Origin of the sequence: Streptomyces sp. NPDC020362 (genome assembly GCF_040642095.1) — a bacterium.
Classification (GTDB): Bacteria; Actinomycetota; Actinomycetes; order Streptomycetales; family Streptomycetaceae; genus Streptomyces.
Window position 1 is genome coordinate 1 of sequence record NZ_JBFAET010000178.1, and the last position, 18,702, is coordinate 18,702.

Annotated in this window: 17 protein-coding genes and 1 pseudogene; 13 read left to right on the plus strand and 5 right to left on the minus strand. The window is 73.0% G+C overall.

Features of this window, described 5'->3' with window-relative positions; genetic code table 11:
• Nucleotides 1–392 (minus strand): annotated as a pseudogene (locus AB0H32_RS37935) (hypothetical protein); the annotation flags it as partial.
• Nucleotides 393–429: 37 nt separating this feature from the next.
• Between AB0H32_RS37935 and zapE the strand changes: the two are divergent.
• The 7 genes from zapE (at nt 430) to AB0H32_RS37970 (ending at nt 7,540) form a co-directional block, all read left to right on the plus strand.
• Nucleotides 430–1,533 carry a cell division protein ZapE gene (zapE, locus tag AB0H32_RS37940; protein ID WP_361130767.1) on the plus strand — a complete coding sequence of 368 codons (1,104 nt, stop codon included), beginning with the start codon at nt 430–432 and terminating at the stop codon, nt 1,531–1,533.
• A gap of 198 nt (nt 1,534–1,731) precedes the next feature.
• Nucleotides 1,732–2,127: a hypothetical protein gene (locus tag AB0H32_RS37945; protein ID WP_361130770.1), complete on the plus strand. Its 396-nt coding sequence runs from the start codon at nt 1,732–1,734 to the stop codon at nt 2,125–2,127.
• A 75-nt stretch (nt 2,128–2,202) separates the two neighbouring features.
• Nucleotides 2,203–2,781, plus strand: coding sequence for a carbonic anhydrase (locus AB0H32_RS37950; RefSeq protein WP_361130773.1), 579 nt, complete (start codon nt 2,203–2,205; stop codon nt 2,779–2,781).
• Nucleotides 2,782–2,789: 8 nt separating this feature from the next.
• Nucleotides 2,790–4,295, plus strand: coding sequence for a SulP family inorganic anion transporter (locus AB0H32_RS37955; RefSeq protein ID WP_361130776.1), 1,506 nt, complete (start codon nt 2,790–2,792; stop codon nt 4,293–4,295).
• A gap of 905 nt (nt 4,296–5,200) precedes the next feature.
• Complete coding sequence (locus AB0H32_RS37960) at nt 5,201–6,001, plus strand: slipin family protein (protein ID WP_361130779.1); 801 nt, start codon at nt 5,201–5,203, stop codon at nt 5,999–6,001.
• Nucleotides 6,002–6,011: 10 nt separating this feature from the next.
• On the plus strand, nt 6,012–6,581 hold the full coding sequence (locus AB0H32_RS37965; RefSeq protein WP_361130782.1) for a YbhB/YbcL family Raf kinase inhibitor-like protein: 570 nt from the start codon (nt 6,012–6,014) through the stop codon (nt 6,579–6,581).
• A gap of 104 nt (nt 6,582–6,685) precedes the next feature.
• Nucleotides 6,686–7,540: a polysaccharide deacetylase family protein gene (locus AB0H32_RS37970; protein ID WP_361130784.1), complete on the plus strand. Its 855-nt coding sequence runs from the start codon at nt 6,686–6,688 to the stop codon at nt 7,538–7,540.
• 149 nt (nt 7,541–7,689) lie between these two features.
• On the opposite strand, the gene AB0H32_RS37975 is transcribed toward AB0H32_RS37970, so the two are convergent.
• On the minus strand, nt 7,690–8,361 hold the full coding sequence (locus AB0H32_RS37975; protein WP_361130787.1) for an ABC transporter: 672 nt from the start codon (nt 8,359–8,361) through the stop codon (nt 7,690–7,692).
• Nucleotides 8,358–9,242: an ATP-binding cassette domain-containing protein gene (locus tag AB0H32_RS37980; protein ID WP_361130790.1), complete on the minus strand. Its 885-nt coding sequence runs from the start codon at nt 9,240–9,242 to the stop codon at nt 8,358–8,360. The genes AB0H32_RS37975 and AB0H32_RS37980 overlap by 4 nt, the downstream gene beginning before the upstream one ends.
• 105 nt (nt 9,243–9,347) lie before the next feature.
• Between AB0H32_RS37980 and AB0H32_RS37985 the strand changes: the two genes are divergently transcribed.
• From AB0H32_RS37985 to AB0H32_RS38005, 5 genes are all read left to right on the plus strand, one after another.
• Nucleotides 9,348–10,064, plus strand: a complete 717-nt coding sequence (locus AB0H32_RS37985; protein ID WP_361130793.1) for an aminoacyl-tRNA hydrolase — start codon at nt 9,348–9,350, stop codon at nt 10,062–10,064.
• Nucleotides 10,065–10,185: 121 nt separating this feature from the next.
• A complete protein-coding gene (locus AB0H32_RS37990; RefSeq protein ID WP_361130796.1) occupies nt 10,186–11,487 on the plus strand; it encodes a DUF692 domain-containing protein in 1,302 nt (433 codons plus the stop codon).
• A 169-nt stretch (nt 11,488–11,656) separates the two neighbouring features.
• Entirely contained in the window at nt 11,657–12,424 is a 768-nt protein-coding gene (locus AB0H32_RS37995; protein ID WP_361130799.1) for a DUF4142 domain-containing protein, read from the plus strand.
• A 98-nt stretch (nt 12,425–12,522) separates the two neighbouring features.
• A complete protein-coding gene (locus AB0H32_RS38000; RefSeq protein ID WP_361130802.1) occupies nt 12,523–13,311 on the plus strand; it encodes a TIGR04222 domain-containing membrane protein in 789 nt (262 codons plus the stop codon).
• 149 nt (nt 13,312–13,460) lie between these two features.
• A complete protein-coding gene (locus AB0H32_RS38005) occupies nt 13,461–15,095 on the plus strand; it encodes an alpha/beta hydrolase (protein WP_361130805.1) in 1,635 nt (544 codons plus the stop codon).
• A 102-nt stretch (nt 15,096–15,197) separates the two neighbouring features.
• Here AB0H32_RS38005 and hemQ read toward each other — a convergent pair whose 3' ends face one another.
• Together hemQ and hemG are read right to left on the minus strand one after the other, a co-directional pair.
• Nucleotides 15,198–15,929, minus strand: coding sequence for a hydrogen peroxide-dependent heme synthase (gene hemQ / locus AB0H32_RS38010; protein ID WP_361130808.1), 732 nt, complete (start codon nt 15,927–15,929; stop codon nt 15,198–15,200).
• Nucleotides 15,930–15,934: 5 nt separating this feature from the next.
• A complete protein-coding gene (gene hemG / locus AB0H32_RS38015) occupies nt 15,935–17,389 on the minus strand; it encodes a protoporphyrinogen oxidase (protein WP_361130811.1) in 1,455 nt (484 codons plus the stop codon).
• 157 nt (nt 17,390–17,546) lie between these two features.
• On the opposite strand from hemG, the gene AB0H32_RS38020 reads away from it, so the two are divergent.
• Complete coding sequence (locus AB0H32_RS38020) at nt 17,547–18,509, plus strand: DUF4349 domain-containing protein (protein WP_361130814.1); 963 nt, start codon at nt 17,547–17,549, stop codon at nt 18,507–18,509.
• The last annotated feature ends 193 nt before the right edge of the window (nt 18,510–18,702 follow it).

Sequence of the window (18,702 nt, forward strand, 5' to 3'; positions counted from 1 at the left end):
ACCACGATCACGTCCGCGAGCGCGCGCAGCGTGCCGAAGATGCGCATGTCGGCCGCGCTGGAGATGGGCTGGGAGCGCCCTTCGTGCTGGGCGGCGCCGTCGAGGGTCGAGACCATGTTGGCCCGCAGCCACGACCGCGGGGCGCCGGCTTCCGGCTCCGGGTAGGCATACGCCACGGCCAGCTCGGCCAGGCTCCACTCCCGGTCCACCGGGGCACCGGCCCCGGCGTGCCCTGCGGAGCCACCGGGGGCATGAACCCCGGCATTCCGTGCGGAGTCACCCGGGGCATGAGCCCCGGCGGCACCGGTCGCCCCCCTCACCTCCGCCCCCTCCGCGCCCCCGCCGAGGGCGCGGGCTGGTGTCTGGTCGGTCACAGGGAACAGGCGTCGCATGACGTGCAGTGTGACACGGCGCTTAGCATGGATAGCCGTGTCATCCTCCACCGCCGCTCCCGGTTCCGGCCCCCTGCCCGATGCGGGCCCTCAGTCCCTGTGCGCCCGCGAGCCGCACGTCCCTGCGGACCGTCTGGTCGCCGAGATGGTGCCGCCGCCGCGCTTCGACTCGGTCCGCTTCGCCACCTACATCCCGGACCCGAACCAGCCCAGCCAGATCGAGGCCGTACAGGTTCTGGAGGGCTTCGCCGCCGGGCTCGGCGGCGCGCACGCCTCCGGCGCCGGCCGGCGCGGCCTGTTCGGCTTCGGCCGGGCCAAGGCGCCCAAGACCCCGGCCGGCCCCCGCGGCGTCTACCTGGACGGCGGCTACGGCGTCGGCAAGACCCATCTGCTCGCCTCCCTGTGGCACGCCACCCCGGCCGAGCCCGCGCTCAAGGCGTTCGGCACCTTCGTGGAGCTGACCAACCTGGTCGGTGCGCTCGGGTTCCAGCAGACCGTGCAGACGCTCAGCGGCCACCGTCTGCTGTGCATCGACGAGTTCGAGCTGGACGACCCCGGCGACACCGTGCTCGTCTCCACGCTGCTCGGCAAGCTGGTCGAGGCGGGCGTGGCGCTCGCGGCCACCTCCAACACGCTGCCCGGCAAGCTCGGCGAGGGCCGGTTCGCGGCGGCCGACTTCCTGCGCGAGATCCAGGGCCTGTCCGCCCACTTCCGCCCGCTGCGCATCGACGGCGAGGACTACCGCCACCGCGGCCTGCCCGAGGCTCCGGCGCCGTTCACCGACGAAGAGGTGACGAAGGCGGCGTACGCCACCGAGGGCGCCTCGCTGGACGACTTCCCGCATCTGCTGGACCACCTGGCCCGGGTCCATCCGAGCCGGTACGGCGCCCTGACCGACGGGGTGACGGCGGTGTGCCTCACCGACGTGCAGCCGGTTCCGGACCAGTCCACGGCGCTGCGGCTGGTGGTGCTGGCGGACCGCCTGTACGACCGTGAGGTCCCGGTGCTCGCCTCCGGGCTGCCGTTCGACCGGCTGTTCAGCGAGGAGATGCTGAACGGCGGCTACCGCAAGAAGTACTTCCGCGCGATATCCCGGCTCACCGCCCTGGCCCGGGACGCCAAGGGTCTCGTCGGCTCCTAGCCGACTCCCGATAGCCGATCAACGCCCCGCGGGTCAAGGGCTGGATCGCGCCATGCGACCAGCACTTTTCACGCTCTCTGGGGTTCGTAACGCCCAGTTAACCCTGCAAAGGACTTTGCAGGGTTAACGTGTTTCTTGACCATCCATTGACCAATGCTTGGCGCGGGCAAGAGGCGTGAACTTCCGGAAGGGGGGCACATGTTCCGAGGTACCACGGCCCGGGCGGTGATCACCCTCTTTGCCGTCGCTCTGCTCGCCCTGCAGTTCTTCGCACCCACGGGAACCTTCGCATCCGCGCACACGCTCGGTCATGCGAAGGCCAAAGCCACATCCGGAACCGCACTCCCCGCGAACACCATGCGCAACGGGGCGGACACACTCCGCGACGGCGGCTGCACACAGCAGCCCGCGGGGGCCCAGCACCTGCGCGACCGGCAGCGCGGCTCCGCCTGCGGGTGGGCGCTGGAGCGCCCGCCGATATCCCGGCAGACGGCCGCCCCGCAGACACCGGACGCATCCGGTGCCTCGCACCACAGCACCACGAGATCCTCCAGAGCCCACTCCCCGGCAGCGCTTCAGGTCTTCCGCTGCTGAGAGCCGGCTCCTCCCCCACGAACGTCGTGCAAGCCCGACGCGCCGGTCAGGCGCGCCAGGAGGAATTCACAGATCATGCAGCCCCTCATCGACAACGCCCGTACGTTCGGACAGCGCCCTGAGGAGTTCGCCAAACTCGCCGAAGGCCAGTCCCCGCAGGTGCTGTTCATCACCTGCTCCGATTCCCGGGTCGTCCCCGCCCTGATCACGGGCGCCCGCCCCGGCGAGCTGTTCGAGCTGCGCACCGCGGGCAACATCGTCCCGCCCTACACCTCACAGCACCCCACCAGTGAGGCCGCCACCATCGAGTACGCCGTGGAGGTGCTCGGCGTCCGCGACATCGTCGTCTGCGGCCACTCGCACTGCGGCGCCGTCGGCGCGCTGGTGCGCGGCGACGACCTGACCGCCGTACCCGCCGTGCGCGACTGGCTGGCGCACGCCACCCCGCGCCCGGCCGGCGCGGCCGAGGACCCGGAGGTCGCCGAAGGCGTCCAGAGCCATGTCCTGACCCAGTTGCTGCGGCTGCGCGCGTACCCGTGCATCGAGCGCCGGCTGGCGCAGGGTCAGCTCGGTCTGCACGCCTGGTACTACGAGGTCCACACCGGTGCCGTACGCGCGCACCGACCGCAGACCGACACCTTCGAAGCCCTGTGAGCGCGCCGATGAAGAGCACTCTCATATCCCGTTTCCCCCATCTCAGGCAGGACTTCGCCGCCTCCCTCGTCGTCTTCCTCGTCGCGCTCCCGCTGTGCGTGGGCGTGGCCGTCGCCTCCGGGGTGCCGGCCGAGCTCGGGCTCGTCACCGGCATCGTGGGCGGACTCGTCACCGGGCTGATGCGCGGCAGCAGCCTCCAGGTGTCCGGTCCGGCCGCCGGGCTGACCGTGCTCGTCTTCGAGGCGGTCAAGGAGTTCGGACTACCGGTGCTCGGGGCCGTCGTGCTCGTCACCGGACTCCTTCAGATCCTCATGGGCGTCCTGAGGCTGGGCCGGTACTTCCGGGCCATCTCGGTCTCGGTCGTCGAGGGCATGCTGGCCGGGATCGGCCTGGTCCTGATCGCCGGTCAGCTGTACCCGGCCATGGCGGCGAAGGCCCCCGACTCGGGCCTCGGCAAGATGGCCGGGCTGCCGGGCGCGTTCCTGGACGCCCTGGGCGACGGGAAGGCGCTCGCCTCGCTGGCCCTGTGTGCGGGCACCGTCGCGATCCTGGTGCTGTGGAAACATGCGCCCGCGAAGCTGCGTACGGTGCCCGGTCCGCTCGCCGCGGTCGGCCTCGCCACGCTCTCCGCACTGGTGCTGAGCCTGCCGGTGGCGACCGTCGAGGTGAAGGGGCTGCTGGGTGCCGTCCAGCCGCCACCGCTGAGCGCCTTCGCCGACCTCGCTGGGGTCGGGGTACTAGGTACGGTCGTCGCCTTCACGCTGATCGCGTCCGCCGAGTCGCTGTTCAGCGCGGCGGCCGTGGACCGGCTGCACAACGGTCCTCGCACCCAGTACAACAAGGAGTTGGTGGCCCAGGGCGCGGGCAACGCGATCTGCGGGCTGCTCGGCGCGCTGCCGATGACCGCGGTGATCGTGCGCAGCGCGGCCAATGTGCAGGCGGGCGCCCGTACGAAGGCGTCCCGGGTGCTGCACGGCGTCTGGCTGCTGCTGTTCGCCGCCCTGCTGCCCGGCGTGCTCGCCTACATCCCGATCCCGGCTCTCGCGGGCGTCCTGGTCTACTCCGGCGCCAAGCTCGTACCGGTCAGGGCGCTGGCCGTGCTGTGGCGTGACCACCGCGGCGAGGCGCTGATCCTGGGCGTCACCGCCGTGTCGATCGTTGCGGTCAGCATGTTCGAGGGCGTGCTCATCGGGCTGGCCCTGGCGGTCGTCAAGACCGCCTGGGAGGCCTCGCACCTGCGGCTGGAGGTCGTCGACAAGGGCGCCGGTCCCATCGAGGCGTATCTGTCGGGCAACGCGACCTTCCTGCGGCTGCCGAAGATCCTGGACAGCCTGGAGTCATTGCCCCAGGACCGCCCGGTCCGCCTGGACCTCTCCGGCCTGCACCACCTCGACCACGCCTGCCGCACCGCCCTGGAGAACTGGGCCGAACGCCACAGCGCGACCGGCACGGAGCCGGTGAGGGTCACCGCCCCGGCGCCCCCGAGAGAAGCAGCAAGGACAACGGCGCCCTAACGGCACCTCACCGGAACAACCACCAACCCCATAGGGCCGACCCACCCCTCACACCCCGAGCTGAGCCGGCCCACCACCCACACACCAACCCGGGCCGACCCACCCCTCACACTCCAACCCGAGCCGGCCCACCACCCACACACCAACCCGGGCCGACCCACCCCTCACACTCCAACCCGAGCCGGCCCACCCCTCACACACTCCAACCCGGGCCGGCCCACCTCTTACACCCGAGCTGGGCCGGCCCACCCGCATCCGACCCGCCGAACCGGGCCGCCCCACTTCCCGGCCAACCGGGCCGCCCCAGGCCGCCCACCTCCCGGCCCACGAGTCGGTCCGGCCCACCTCCCACACACCAACCCGAGCCAGCCCACCCGGATCCGACCCGCCGAACCGGGCCGCCCCACGTTCAGCCAACCGGGTCGGCCCAACCCGCATCCCGGCCAACCGACCCGGCCCGCCCACATCCCAGCCCACCGACCCGGCCCGCCCCCACATCCCAGCCCACCGAGTCGGTCCACCCCCGTTTCTCGGCCCACCGAGTCGCTCCCCTCTCTCCCCCGCTTCCCGGCCAACCGGATCGGCCCCCTCCTCCTCCCGGCCAACGGGATCGGCTCCTTACTCCCCCGCCTCCCGGCCAACCGGATCGGCCCCTTCCTCCCCCGCCTCCCGGCCAACCGAGTCGGGTGGTGGGTGGGCGGAGGCCAGGGAGCCATGGGCAGAGGCCAAGGAACCAGGGGCGGAGGCCAAGGAACCAAGGGCAGAGGCCAAGGAACCAGGGGCAGAGGCCAAGGAGGCAAGGGGCGGAGCCCTCTGGGGGCGCCGCCCATGGCTTCCGCCCCACGCCAGGCATATCGTTACAGCAGCGGACAGAACGACGCAGGCCTCTCGGTGAGGAGGTCATCATGCTCCAGGAGCTGCTGGGCGCCGCCGCCGCGCTGGGTTCCGTCGGCCTCGTGTACCTCGCGATGGCAGCGCGGGTGGTCAAGCAGTACGAGCGGGGTGTGCTGTTCCGGCTCGGACGGGTCACGAACGACACACGCAATCCGGGTCTGAACCTGGTGATCCCGTTCGTGGACCGCCTGCACAAGGTCAACATGCAGATCGTGACCATGCCCATCCCCGCCCAGGAGGGCATCACCCGCGACAACGTCACCGTGCGCGTGGACGCTGTCGTCTACTTCCGGGTGGTCGACGCGGTGAGCGCCCTGATAAAGGTCGAGGACTACAAGTTCGCGGTCTCGCAGATGGCACAGACCTCGCTGCGCTCGATCATCGGCAAGAGCGACCTGGACGATCTGCTCTCCAACCGGGAGAAGCTCAACCAGGGCCTGGAGCTGATGATCGACAGCCCGGCCATCGGCTGGGGCATCCAGGTCGACCGGGTGGAGATCAAGGACGTGTCCCTGCCGGACACGATGAAGCGGTCCATGGCCCGTCAGGCCGAGGCCGACCGGGAGCGCCGGGCCCGGATCATCAACGCCGACGCCGAGTTGCAGGCTTCGAAGAAGCTCGCCGAGGCGGCCCAGCAGATGGCCGACACACCGACCGCGCTCCAACTCCGGCTGCTGCAGACGGTGATGGCGGTGGCGGCCGAGAAGAACTCCACGCTGGTCCTGCCCATCCCGGTGGAACTGCTGCACTTCTTGGAAAGGGGCCAGCAGCAACCCGCGCCGAACAGTGACGGAGGGCAGCGTTCCGGCTAGCGTGCCGGGCATGCGCATGGGTTGGTTGATCGCCGTGGCCGCGATGGCCGTCGTAGCGGGGTGCGGGAAGGGCAACGGCCCGGCGTCCGACTCCTCCTCCGCCCCCTCGGCCTCCTCTCCTGGCGCCGCCCACCGGCTCACGGTCACGAGTCCCGCGTACGCCGACGCCGGCACCATCCCGCAGCGCTACACCTGCGACGGCGAGAACGTCTCGCCGCCGCTCGCGGTAACCGGCGCACCCGCGCACACCGCCTCGCTGGCCTTCCTGCTCCAGGACCCCGACGCCCCGCGCGGCACCTTCACCCACTGGCTGGCGTGGGACATCGACCCGGGCACCACGCATCTCACCGCCGGCCAGCATCCGGCGGGGGCGGCCGAAGGCCGCAACGGCTTCGGGGGGACGGGCTACGGCGGCCCGTGCCCGCCGAAGGGCGACCGCCCGCACCGCTATGTGCTCACGGTCTATGCCACCGACCGCCGCCCGGGCCTCGCCCCCACCGCCACCCCCGGAGACCTCCTGCAGGCCCTGTCCGGCCACACCCTCGCGAAGGGCACCCTGACCGGCCGGTACGGACGCTAGGACCTGTCACCCGCCCCTCCCTCGGCCTACATCGCGGGCGACGGTACCGCCATACGGACGGACATACCACCGCATACCCGAGCAATTAATACTACTTTCATACCGTGAACCCAGTAACACTCCGTGTCACCGCCGTCTGCGCCCTGGGCGCGGCACTCGCCGCCTGCGGTACCGCGGGCACCCCAGACGCGGCGCGCCCGGCCCCTGCCAGGCCCGCCGCCTCCGACTCCCCGTCCACCGCCCGTCCGCCCGTGCTCACCCCTGGCCCGGGCGGCCTTACCCCGGTGTTCGAGCACGGTCCCCGCACCCTGGGCAAGACCGTCGCGCTGACCTTCGACGCCGACATGACCGCCGACGAGGGGCCCCGCGCCGCCGCCGGCGAGCACTTCGACAACCCGGACCTCATCGGCACACTGCGCACACTGAAGGTCCCGGCGACCATCTTCATGACCGGCCGGTGGGCCGAGCAGTACCCGGCCCAGGCCCGATCCCTCGGCCACGACCCGCAGTTCGAGGTCGCCAACCACTCCTACAGCCACTACGCGTTCACGAGCGACTGCTACGGCCTGCCGACCGTCGCCGCGGACCGGATGAAGACGGAGGTCGAGCGGACGTACGCCTCGCTCCGCAAGGCGGGCGTACCCAACCCGCTGCCGTACTTCCGCTTCCCGGGCGGCTGTTACGACCGTCAGGCACTGCGCGCGCTCAGCGGGACCGGGGTCACCGCGGTGCAGTGGGACGTGGTGAGCGGAGACGCGTTCGCCACGGACGCCGACGCGGTCGTCCGGCAGGTCCTGGACGGGGTGAAGCCCGGCTCGGTGGTCATCATGCACTGCACCCGCAGTGCCGCCCCGACGACCGAACGGGTCGTGCGCGCGGTCGTGCCCGAACTGCGCCAGCAGGGCTACCGGTTCGTGAAGGTCTCCGAGCTGATCGGAGAGACGAACGGCCACCGGTGACCGTCCCGCGCCGAGGTCATGAGGGCGGGGACTCCTGCCACGGTCGGTGAAGTGATCCGGCCCCGGGAGGCCGACGGCCCGCCGTACGCCATGGGGCCCCGCTCCGAAGCCGGGAGCGGGGGCGGCGGGAAGTGCGGCGCGCCTCCTGCTCAGGGTGACCGGCGGGCGGTGAGTGCGCTCGCCGTCGCGAAGGCCGCGGCGGCGACGAGGGCAGCCCCGGCCAGCGGCAGCAGCGGCACCGGGACCCGGCCCGACTGCGAACCGGTCACCAGGTCGCTGACCGCGGCCTGGGCCGGGGAGCCCGCGAGCACCACCGACAGCAGCGCGGCCAGCAGCATCGCCGGCACCGCACGGCCGGTGGAGCGCAGCAGCGGCCGGTTGGTGAGCGCGCCGACGGCGCTGCCCAGCAGGGCGCAGACGAGGGCGGCCAGGAGTCCGGCCGCGCCTGCCCTGAGCGGTGGGACGTGGATCCGGTGGCCGTTGCTCGTCGGGGCGCTGATCAGCGTCACGATCAGGGTCGCGGCCACACCGAGCAGCGCCGAGCTGAGCAGCGCCGTCAGCAGGCAGGCCAGGTGGGCGCGGGCGGGGCCGCGCGCCGCCTCGACGCAGGCACGGGCGGCGTCGGGCTCTCCCGTCACACAGATGCGCACCAGCCAGGCGGCCACCGGCAGCAGGCCGGCCGCCGCGTAGCCGAGCGAGTCGAGCACCGGCTGGCCGCTCTGCACGCTGATCCCGAGGAAGGCGGCGTACAGGATCACCGGCGCCAGCCAGCGCTGGGAGCGCACGAGCAGGTCGGCCTGGTAGCGCAGGAGAGCGGTCATGAGCGGCTTCCGGGGTCGGGTGGGTTGGTGCCGTCGGGTCCGACGCTCACCACGTGCCAGGACGGGCGGGCCGTCAGCAGGGCGCGCAGGAGGACGTCCGAGTGGGAGGCGGGGACGGTGAGGCGGTGGGTGCCGGGGGTGGGCTCCGCCGCGGCGGCGACGGTCTGCGCCGCGTCGGCCGGCAGCTGCCGGCCCGGCGGGCCCTGTACGACGACGAGGGTGACCGGTCCGGTGACCGCTTCCGGTGAACTCCCGTTGTCCGTACGGCGTTCGAGGCTGCCCCCGACGACGGCGTACGTCGCGTCGGGCGCCCCGGCAAGGCGGCGCGGGTCGTGGTCCACGAAGACGACGGCACCCCCGTCGGCGGTCCGCTCGGCCACCGCACGTTCCAGCTCGGCCCGCGCGTCCGTGTCCAGCCCGGTCCACGCCTCGTCCAGCACCAGCAGCTCCGGTTCGGCGAGCAGGGCCTGGGCCACCGCGACCTTCTGGCTGCTGCCCTTGGACAGACGGGACATGGGGGTGGTCGCGTAGGCGGAGGCGCCGAACTGCTCCAGCAGGTTGCCTGCGGCGCGTTGGGCGCTCCCTCGGCTCAGTCCGTGCACCGTGCCGAGGTGCGTCAGATATCCGAGGGCGGTGAAGGGAAGCGCAGAGGGGAACCGCTCCGGGACGTAGGCGGTGTGCGGGCGGCCGGTGACGCGGCCCTCGCTCGGGGTGTCCAGGCGGGCGACGAGGCGCAGGAGGGTGGACTTCCCGGTGCCGTTCGCTCCTTCGATACGGGTCAGGGTGCCCGGGGTGAGCGTGAGGTCGACGCCCCTTAACACCCAGGGGCCTCGGAAGCCGTAGCGCCGGCCGACGCCGATCAGCCGTAGGTCACGTTGCATGGGGTGATTCTGTCCGGTCCCGCCGTTGGGGTTGATCATGAGTCCGGTGTGCGAGACGCGATCGGCCGGCCGCACGGTTCCCTGCGCCCTTTAGGGTTGGGCGTTGTGAGCCATGTTCCAGCGTCCCCCGGTGACAGCCCCTTCCACTCCGAGCGCACCCCCCGCGACGAGGCACCCCAGTTCGTGCTGCCCCTCGTCGTCCGGATCGAGCGGAGTGCCCCTCCTGCCCGGACCGATGCGCTGGAGACGGCTGCCCGGGCCGTACTCGTCCTGCTGGGCGACGACCGGGCCGTCGGGGACGGGGAGTGGGCCCAGCCCGTGCGGGACTGGGAGGACGCCCGGATCCGGAAGGTCGTGCGGCGGGCCCGGGGCGCCGAGTGGCGGCGGGCCGAGGCGCTGCCCGGGATCACCGTGACCGGCAAGTCCGCCCAGGTGCGGGTGTTTCCGCCCGTCCCGCTGGACGGCTGGCCCAAGGACCTGGTCAAGCTGCAGGTGTCGGGAACCGAGCTGGACGATCCGGAGCAGCCCGTCGCGGCCGATCGCGGGCAGCCGGTGCTGTGGCTGAACCCGGAGCTGGAGATGTCGGCCGGCAAGGCGATGGCCCAGGCCGGGCACGGCGCCCAGCTGGCCTGGTGGGCGCTCTCCGGCGAGGCACGGACCGCCTGGCGTGAGGCGGGCTTCCCGCTGGAGGTGCGGACCGCCGACCCTGCCGAGTGGCGCGGGCTGACCGGCAGCGGGCTGCCGCTGGTACGCGACGCGGGGTTCACGGAGATCGCTCCGGGCTCCTGCACGGTGGTCGCGGACCATCCCTCACTGCGGTGACCACGACGACACCGCGGCGGGACACGGAACCTCAAATGTTCCTCTGAAGGCACACCGGTGGGGATTCGGCACAGTCCGCCGGGGCCATACCCCCGTCATTCGAGGGAGGGGGCGCAGGACCATGCGGCGACTGGGTACGGGAATCGGCTGGCGACCGGAGATCGCGGACGCCGTGGAGCGCATGCCGGGCATCGACTGGGTGGAGGTCGTGGCGGAGAACGTCTGCCCGGGCCATCTCCCGGACTCGCTGCTGCGGCTGCGCGAGCGCGGGGTGACCGTGATCCCGCACGGCGTCTCCCTCGGCCTCGGCGGCGCCGACCGCCCCGACGAGGGCCGGCTCGCGGCGCTCGCGGAACGCGCGGAGGCGCTCGGGGCTCCGCTGGTCACCGAGCACATCGCGTTCGTCCGGGCGGGCGGCGCGCTCACCGCGTCGCCCGGCCTGGAGGCGGGCCACCTGCTGCCCGTGCCGCGCACCCGCGACGCCCTCGACGTGCTCTGCGAGAACGTGCGGATCGCGCAGGAGGCGCTGCCGGTGCCGCTGGCGCTGGAGAACATCGCCGCGTTGTTCTCCTGGCCGGGCGAGGGGATGACCGAGGGGCAGTTCCTGGCCGAGCTGGTCGAGCGGACCGGGGTGCGGCTGCTCATCGACGTGGCCAACCTGCACACCAACCACGTCAACCGCGGTGAGGACCCGGACGAGGCGCTGGCCCGGCTGCCGCTGGAAGCCCTCGCCTACGTCCATGTCGCGGGCGGCTACGAGCGCGACGGCGTCTGGCACGACAGCCACGCGCACCCGGTGCCGGGCCCGGTGCTCGACATCCTCACCGGCCTCGCGTCCCGCGTCGCGCCGCCCGGGGTGCTGCTGGAGCGGGACGAGGACTTCCCCGCGCCGGACGAGCTGGAGAAGGAGCTGGAGGCGGTCCGGGAGGCCGTGGCGGGGGGGCGGGCGGCCCGCGCGGAGCGCCCGGTGACGGCGGGTGCCGCCGGCACGGGACAGGACGTCGTGGTGCCGGCGCCGCCCGAGGTCCGCCAGCGGCTGGCGGTCGCCCAGGCCGCGGTGCTGTCCTCGCTGGTGGCCGGGACGCCGGTGCCGGAGGGGTTCGACCGGGTGCGGATGGGGGTGCAGGCGCGGGCCCTCGCGGCGAAGCGGGCGGGTGTGGTGGCGCGGGTGGCACCCGAGCTGCCGGTGCTGCTCGGGGAGGGGTACCGGGAGGCGTTCCTGGAGTACGCGCGGACGCGGCCGATGAGCGGCGGGTATCGGCAGGATGCGCTGGACTTCGCCGGACAGCTGCTGAAGACCGGGCGCCCTGAGGACGCGAAGGTACGGCGGCAGCTGCGGGACTGGTGGCTGGACCGCGCGGGCCCGGCTCCACGGCCGCGCGGCCTGACGGCCCGGGCGAAGGTACTGCTGCGGCGGGGCTGAGCAGGGCGCCCCCGCGGGGCGCGCGGGGAAACTGCGCGACCAGCCCCCACACGCCCGCGGCCGAAGGACGGCCCGCAGATCGGAGGTGCCCCTTCCGGGCCGCCCCCGACCGCGCAGTAATATGCCAAGCCCGCACACGAAGCACCTGGCGTGCGGCGCAGGAGGCACCATGCGACCGCGACCCCCCATCAAGGGCCGAGGCATATTCAGCGGCACCGGACTCATCGTCCTGGGCCTGGCGGCGACAGTCGCAGCGCTGGCATTTCCGATCTGGTCGTACGCCGACCGGTCGAACGTGGCCGGCGCGAGCGTACTCAGCGCTCAGACCGTGACGACCCCGTACGGACCGCTCTCCGCGCTGGACCGGGACTTCATCACCAAGGTCCGCCTCGCGGGCCTGTGGGAGCTGCCCGCCGGACAGCTGGCGGAGCGCAAGGGCACCACCGAGGCCGTGCGCCAGGCCGGGCAGCACCTCGTCGACGGGCACACCTCCCTCGACACGCACGTGCGGACCACGGCCTCGCAGCTCGGGGTCCCCCTGCCCAACGAGCCCAACAAGCAGCAGAAGCAGTGGCTCGCCACCCTGAACGCGGCCCGGGGCCAGGAGTTCGACCGGCAGTTCGCGGGCATCCTGCGGCTCGCGCACGGCCGGGTGTTCTCGCTCGTCGCCCAAGTCCGCGCCGGCACCCAGAACTCACTGGTCCGCGACCTCGCCGACGACGCCGGCGCGACCGTACTGGACCACATCAAGATCCTGGAGGCGACGGGGTACGTCGACTTCTCCTCGCTGGCCCGTGACCTGGCGGCGTCCCCCTCCCCCGTGCCCACGCCCCCCGTGGCCGATCCCGCCTCCGCGGTTCCGGTCGCGCCCTCGCCGTCCACGACGTACTCCCTGCCGCCCGCCACCTCCGGCCCGCCCCCGGCGAACACCCCCTGACCTGCGGGAGAATCGGAACGTCACATACCGGCAACACTCTGTCCGGATGGTGAACCGGGCATGGCCATGCGGTGGGCGTGTGACATAGAAATCACGTCATGTTCTGGGTCCTTCTCCTCCTCCTGGCCTGGGCGTTCGCCGGCACGGCCTGCACCCGTCTGTGCGTGGCGGCCGTGCGTGCGGCTGCCGGGCACGCGGACGCCGCGGCACGCCCCGGGCACGAACTGACGCTGTACGAGGCGGCGTTCCTGTCCGGCGGACCGGCGCGGGTCGCCGATGTGACCATGGTGTCCATGGCCCGCCAACGGCGGCTGCTGCTCGCGCACACCGGGTGGGCCACCGTGGTGGACCCGCGGGGCCGTGACGAGATCGAGCAGTCGGTCATAGGGGCGATCGGACCCGAGGGGCAGTCCAGGATCGCTCCCGTCCGGGCCTCGGCGGCCGGGGCCGAGGCCGTACGGCAGCTCGCCGATGGCCTGGTGCGCGCCGGGCTCGCGGTGCCCGACGATGCGCGGCCGACCGTGGCGGACGGGATCCGCCAGGTGCGGGCCGCCGCGCTCGTCGTGCTCGCACTGGGCCTGACCGCGCTGCTGATGCCCGCCCAGACCGGCATGCCACGCCTTCTCGTCGGCCTGTGGTTCGCCCTCCCCCTCACACTCGCCCTGAGCTGTCTGGCCATAGCCCGGGTGGAAGCGCAGCCTTACTCGCGCTGGGCCTCCCCGGCCGGGCAGCGCCTGCTCACGGCCCTCGGCACACGCAGGCGGGCGGGGGACGGCGGCGACGAGCGGTCCTTCCTCACCTCCGTCGCCGTCCGCGGCGTCCGCGCGATCGGCACACCGGAGCTGCGCGCCGCCTTCGCCCACCGCGACCAGCCCTGGCGGGAGTGAAGCCGATCCCGGGGGGCGCATAAGGGGCATTGACGGCGACACCGGCCGGGCGGTGCTTGCCTTCACCGGCAACTGACCGAAACATCCCTTTTGTTGTAGCCGGGCCGTGGCAGTCGTGCCATCGCCGCCGTGCACCGAAGGGATACGCGATGAGAACTGCCGCCCTGTACTCGGCCGCCGGATCCTTGCTCCTGACGTCCCTGACCGCGGCCCCCGCGGGCGGCGCGCCCGCCGCGCAGGGCTCCGCCGAGCTGCGCGGGGCCGCGGTGGCCGCCGCCCGCGCCGATGCCGCAGGCATCGCCTTCGGCAAGTGCTCCGCCGTGCCGGACGCGCCGAGCGGCATGGAGTGCGGCACGGTGAGCGTCCCGCTGGACTACGCGCATCCCGACGACAAGCAGATCAAGCTGACCGTCAGCAGGATGCGGGCCAGCCACAAGGATCCGCACAACAGCAAGCGGAAGGTGCCCCGGCAGGGCGTCCTCGTCTACAACCCCGGAGGTCCGGGAGCGTCGGGCATGCTCTTCCCGCTCGTCGGCAAACTGCCCGAGTGGAAGCGGATCGCCGCCGCCTACGACCTCGTCGGCTACGCGCCGCGCGGAGTGGAGCGCTCGGCACCGCTGTCGTGCGTGGACCCCAAGCACTTCTTCACCGCTCCCGGCCAGTCGCCGGCACACCCCTCCGAGGAGTACAAGCGCCGGCGCATCGCCCGGGCGAAGGCCTACGCGCGCGGCTGCGCCCAACGCTCCGGCAGCAAGCTGCGGTTCTACACCTCGCTCAACAACGCCCGTGACCTGGACGTGCTGCGGGCGGCCCTCGGCGAGAACCGGCTGACCTTCATGGGAGCGTCGTACGGCACGTACTTCGGCGCGCTGTACGCCACGCTGTTCCCCTCCCACGTGCGGCGGATGGTGCTGGACTCGGCGGTGGACCCGGCCCCGGAGAAGGTCTGGTACCAGGACAACCTGGACCAGTCGGCCGCGTTCGAGGACCGCTGGACCGACTTCCGCGAGTGGGTCGCCCGGCACGACGACGTGTACCGGCTCGGCGACACGGCGGCCAAGGTGCAGCGCAGTTACGACACCGCGCGCAGCCGGCTGACCGCGAAGGCCGCGGGCGGGAAGGTCGGACCGGCGCAGCTGCAGAGCGCGTTCCTCACCGCCGGGTACTACGACGACTTCTGGCCGAGCCGGGCCGCCGCGCTGTCGGCCTATCTGAAGGGCGACGCGAAGCCGCTGGTCCAGCTGGCCGCGCCGAACCAGGAGACGGCGGCCGAGGCGGAGAACAGCGGCGCGGTCTACACGGCCGTCGAGTGCAACGACGCGGCCTGGCCGACGGACTGGAAGGTGTGGGACCGCGACAACACGCGGCTGGCGCGCGTGGCGCCGTTCGAGACCTGGGACAACGCGTGGATGAATCTGCCGTGCGCGTACTGGCCGGCGCCCCGGCAGCGGCCGCTGGACGTGCGGACCGGTCCGGGTGAGCTGCCGCCGGTGCTGATCCTGGCCGCCGAGCGGGACGCGGCCACGCCCTACGCGGGGGCGCTGGAGATGAGCCGGCGGCTGTCCGGCTCGGTGCTGGTGACCGAGCGGGACGCGGGCACGCACGGCATCGGGGGCGGCCAGAACAAGTGCGTGAACAGCCATCTGGAGGCCTACCTGCTGGAGGGCCGCCTGCCGGGGCGGCGCGCGGCCTGCGCACCGCACCCGGAGCCGAGGCCCGAGATCCCGGCCGTCCGTGCCCACAAGCAGCCCCTGCGGGACTCCCTCAAGGGCAAGACCGCCTAGGCGGGCCCGGCGATCAGCCCGGCCCCCGTCTTGCGGCGGCCGGTGCCGCATCCCCCGGGGGACGACCCCGGACCCCCGGCCGCCCAGAGGCACCCTCACCCGTCAGGCGAGCCCGGCCACCAGCTCCGCCACCGACTTGCGGCGGCCCGTGAAGAACGGAACCTCTTCGCGGACGTGCATGCGGGCCTCGGAGGCGCGCAGGTGGCGCATGAGGTCGACGATGCGGTACAGCTCGTCGGCCTCGAAGGCGAGGACCCACTCGTAGTCGCCGAGCGAGAACGAGGCGACCGTGTTGGCGCGCACGTCCGGGTAGCCGCGGGCCATCTTGCCGTGGTCCGCGAGCATCCGGCGGCGGTCCTCGTCGGGCAGCAGGTACCAGTCGTAGGAGCGCACGAACGGGTAGACGCTCACGTAGTTGCGGGGCGTCTCGTCGGCGAGGAACGCCGGGATGTGCGAGCGGTTGAACTCGGCCGGACGGTGCAGCGCCATGTTCGACCAGACCGGCTCCAGGGCGCGGCCCAGCTTCGTGCGGCGGAAGAGGTTGTACGCCTCCTGCAGCTGGTCGCTGGTCTCGGCGTGCCACCAGATCATGAGGTCGGCGTCGGCACGCAGGCCGGAGACGTCGTAGGTACCGCGGATCGTCACGTCCTTGGCGGCGAGCTGGTCGAACAGCTCCTGGACCTCGTCCGCGTAACCCGCGCGGTCCTCCGGCAGCACGTCCTTCAGTCTGAAGACGGACCACAGGGTGTAGCGGATGACCTCGTTGAGGTCCTTGGCCAGCTTGCCCTTGTTCGGGATCCTGCCGGACTCGGTGGTGGGGGCGTCGTCACTCATGGTCCCTATTCTCCCGCTCCGCCGTGCAGGCTCTGCACCGGGTTGGCGGTCAGCTCCTCGACCCCGCCCGTATCGCCGCCGAGCTGGTCCACCGCCGCGTACGCGCTCGCGATGCACGCGGGGATGCCGACGCCGTCGTACTGCGCGCCGCACACCGCGAGGCCCGGCAGCTTGGCGACGTGCTCGCGGATGCGGGCCACGCGCGCGTGGTGGCCGACGGGGTACTGGGGCAGACCGTCCGTCCAGCGGGTGACGCGGGTCTGCAGGGGCGCGGCGTCCAGGCCGGTGGCCTCGCGCAGGTCGTGCCGGGAGACCGCGACCAGGTCGGCGTCCTCGCGCTGGAGGACCTCGGTCTCGCGATGGCGCCCCACGGAGGTGCGCAGCACGACGACGTCCGGATCCTCCTCGGCGATCCAGCCCCACTTCTGGGAGGCGAAGGTCGAGGCCTTGATGGTGTGTCCGTCGACCGGCGGCACGAGGAAGCCGCTGCCCTCGGGAAGGGCGAGGTCGGCACGGCGGTAGGCGAGGGTGATCAGCGCCATGGAGGCGTACTCGACGGCACCCAGCTCGGCGGCGGCCTCCGGGGACTCGGCACGCAGCAGGGCGGCGGCGGCCGGGGCGGGTACGGCGACGATCACCGCGTCGGCGTACAGCGCCCGCTCCCCCGTGGCGACCCGCCAGCCGCCGGACGCCTCCCGGCGCAGCCCGGTGACCGGCGTCCCGGTCAGGATCTCGCCGCCGCGCGCCCGCACCGACGCGGCGACCGCGAGCGGCAGCCGGCCCACACCACCCTCGATGCCCATGAAGACGGGGCCGGTCTGCTGCTGGGCGGCCGCCCTGGCCTGGATGTCACGGACGGCCTCGGTCAGGGAGTCGTGGGTGCGGGCCGCCTGGAAGAGCTGCGGGACGGCCGAGCGCATCGAGATACGGTACGCGTCGCCCGCGTACACCCCGCCCAACAGGGGCTCCACCAGGCGGTCGACGACCTCGCGGCCGAGCCGTGCCGCAACGTACTCACCGACGGCCACGTCGTCGCCGACCTCCGTGCGGGGCAGGCCGGTGTCGCGCTCGATGCGGGCCAGGCCCTCGTCGGACAGGACCCCGGCCAGCGCGGCGGCGGTGCCGGGAACCCCCATCACATGGCCCTTGGGCATCGGGCGCAGGGCACCGCGGGTCCAGATCGAGGCGGTCGCGGTGGCCGGCGGCTGGAGCTGCTCGCCGAGGCCGGCCTCGCGTGCGAGGGCCACCGCCTCGGGCCGGCGGGCGAGCATCGACTCGGCGCCCAGGTCGACGCGGACGCCCGCGATCTCGCCGGGCAGCAGCTTGCCGCCGACCCGGTCGGAGGCCTCCAGGACGGTCACCCGCATCCCCCGCCCGAGCAGCCGGTGGGCGGCGGCCAGCCCCGCGACACCGGCTCCGATGACGACGACATGCCCGGTGCTCGTACCCGTTGCGCTCATGCCCCCACTCTCTCAGACCCCGTCGGTACGCCCGCCCCGGCCCGGTGTCCGGGACGAGTCCGGACCGTGACCGCATCGGGATCGGGAACGCCCAACGTCCGCGCACGCCCGGGCGTCGAAGGAGCGTCACAGAACACCGTCCTCGGGGGTAGTACCCATGCGCACACCACATTCCGCACGCCCCGTCCGGCTGCTGGTCGGCGTCCTGCTCACCGCCTCCCTCGCGCTTGCGGGATGCAGCGGCGCGAGCGACCGGGGCGGCGACTCGGCGAAGTCCGCCGCGGGCGCCGAGGCACGGCAGCCGGGCGCGGCCGCCGCCGACCAGGGGAACGGTGCCAAGCAGTCCCGCCGGACGCCCCGGCTCGCCCCTAGCGCCATCATCCGCACCGCCTCCCTGACCGTCGAGGTCAAGGACACGGCCAAGGCACTGACGCAGGCCCGTACGACCGCCGAGAGCGCGGGCGGATACGTCGGCCAGGAGAGCACGAGCCGGGACTCCGACGGCCACGAGCGCACCCGGGTCGTGCTGCGCGTGCCCACCGCGCGGTACGACGAGGTCCTCGCCGGCCTCCAGGGCACCGGCACACTGGTCGAGCGCACCGCGAAGGCGGTCGACGTCACCGACCAGGTCGTGGACATCGACAGCCGGATCAAGTCGCAGCGGGCGAGCGTGAACCGGATCCGCACACTGATGGACCGGGCGACCAGGCTCAGCGACGTCGTGACCCTGGAGGGGGAGCTGAGCAGCCGTGAGGCGGACCTGGAGTCCCTGCTGGCGCAGCAGGCGTCGCTGAAGGACCGGACGAGCCTTGCGACCATCACGCTGTCGCTGTCCGAGAAGCCCGTGCACAAGGCCGCCAAGGACGACACGCCCGGCTTCGTGGATGCGTTGTCGGGCGGCTGGCACGTGTTCGTCACGGTGCTGCTCTGGATCGCCCTGGCCCTCGGCGCGGCCCTGCCGTTCGTGGCGTTCACGGCGCTGCTGATGCTGCTGTGGCTGCGGGTCGTGCGCCCGCGTCTGTCGCGCCGTGCGCAGGCCTCGTCCGCGACGACGGTCCCGGGTCCGCTGCCGCAGGCGCGTCCGGTGCCGGACTCCGCCGACGAGGGAGGCCGGAACTGAAATGCCCCGGCCCCGTAGCGTGTTCGCATGAGCATGAGTGGTGGGCAGGGCGGCAGGGAACGGCTGGTCGTGATCGGCGGGGGGGGGGGGGGGGGGGTGGCGCGCGGGGGGGGGCCCGCGCCGCGCGGGGCGCCCGGGGGGGGCGGCGGAGACAGGAGCACAACAACCACCAAAAGAGAAAAGGTCGGGGCGG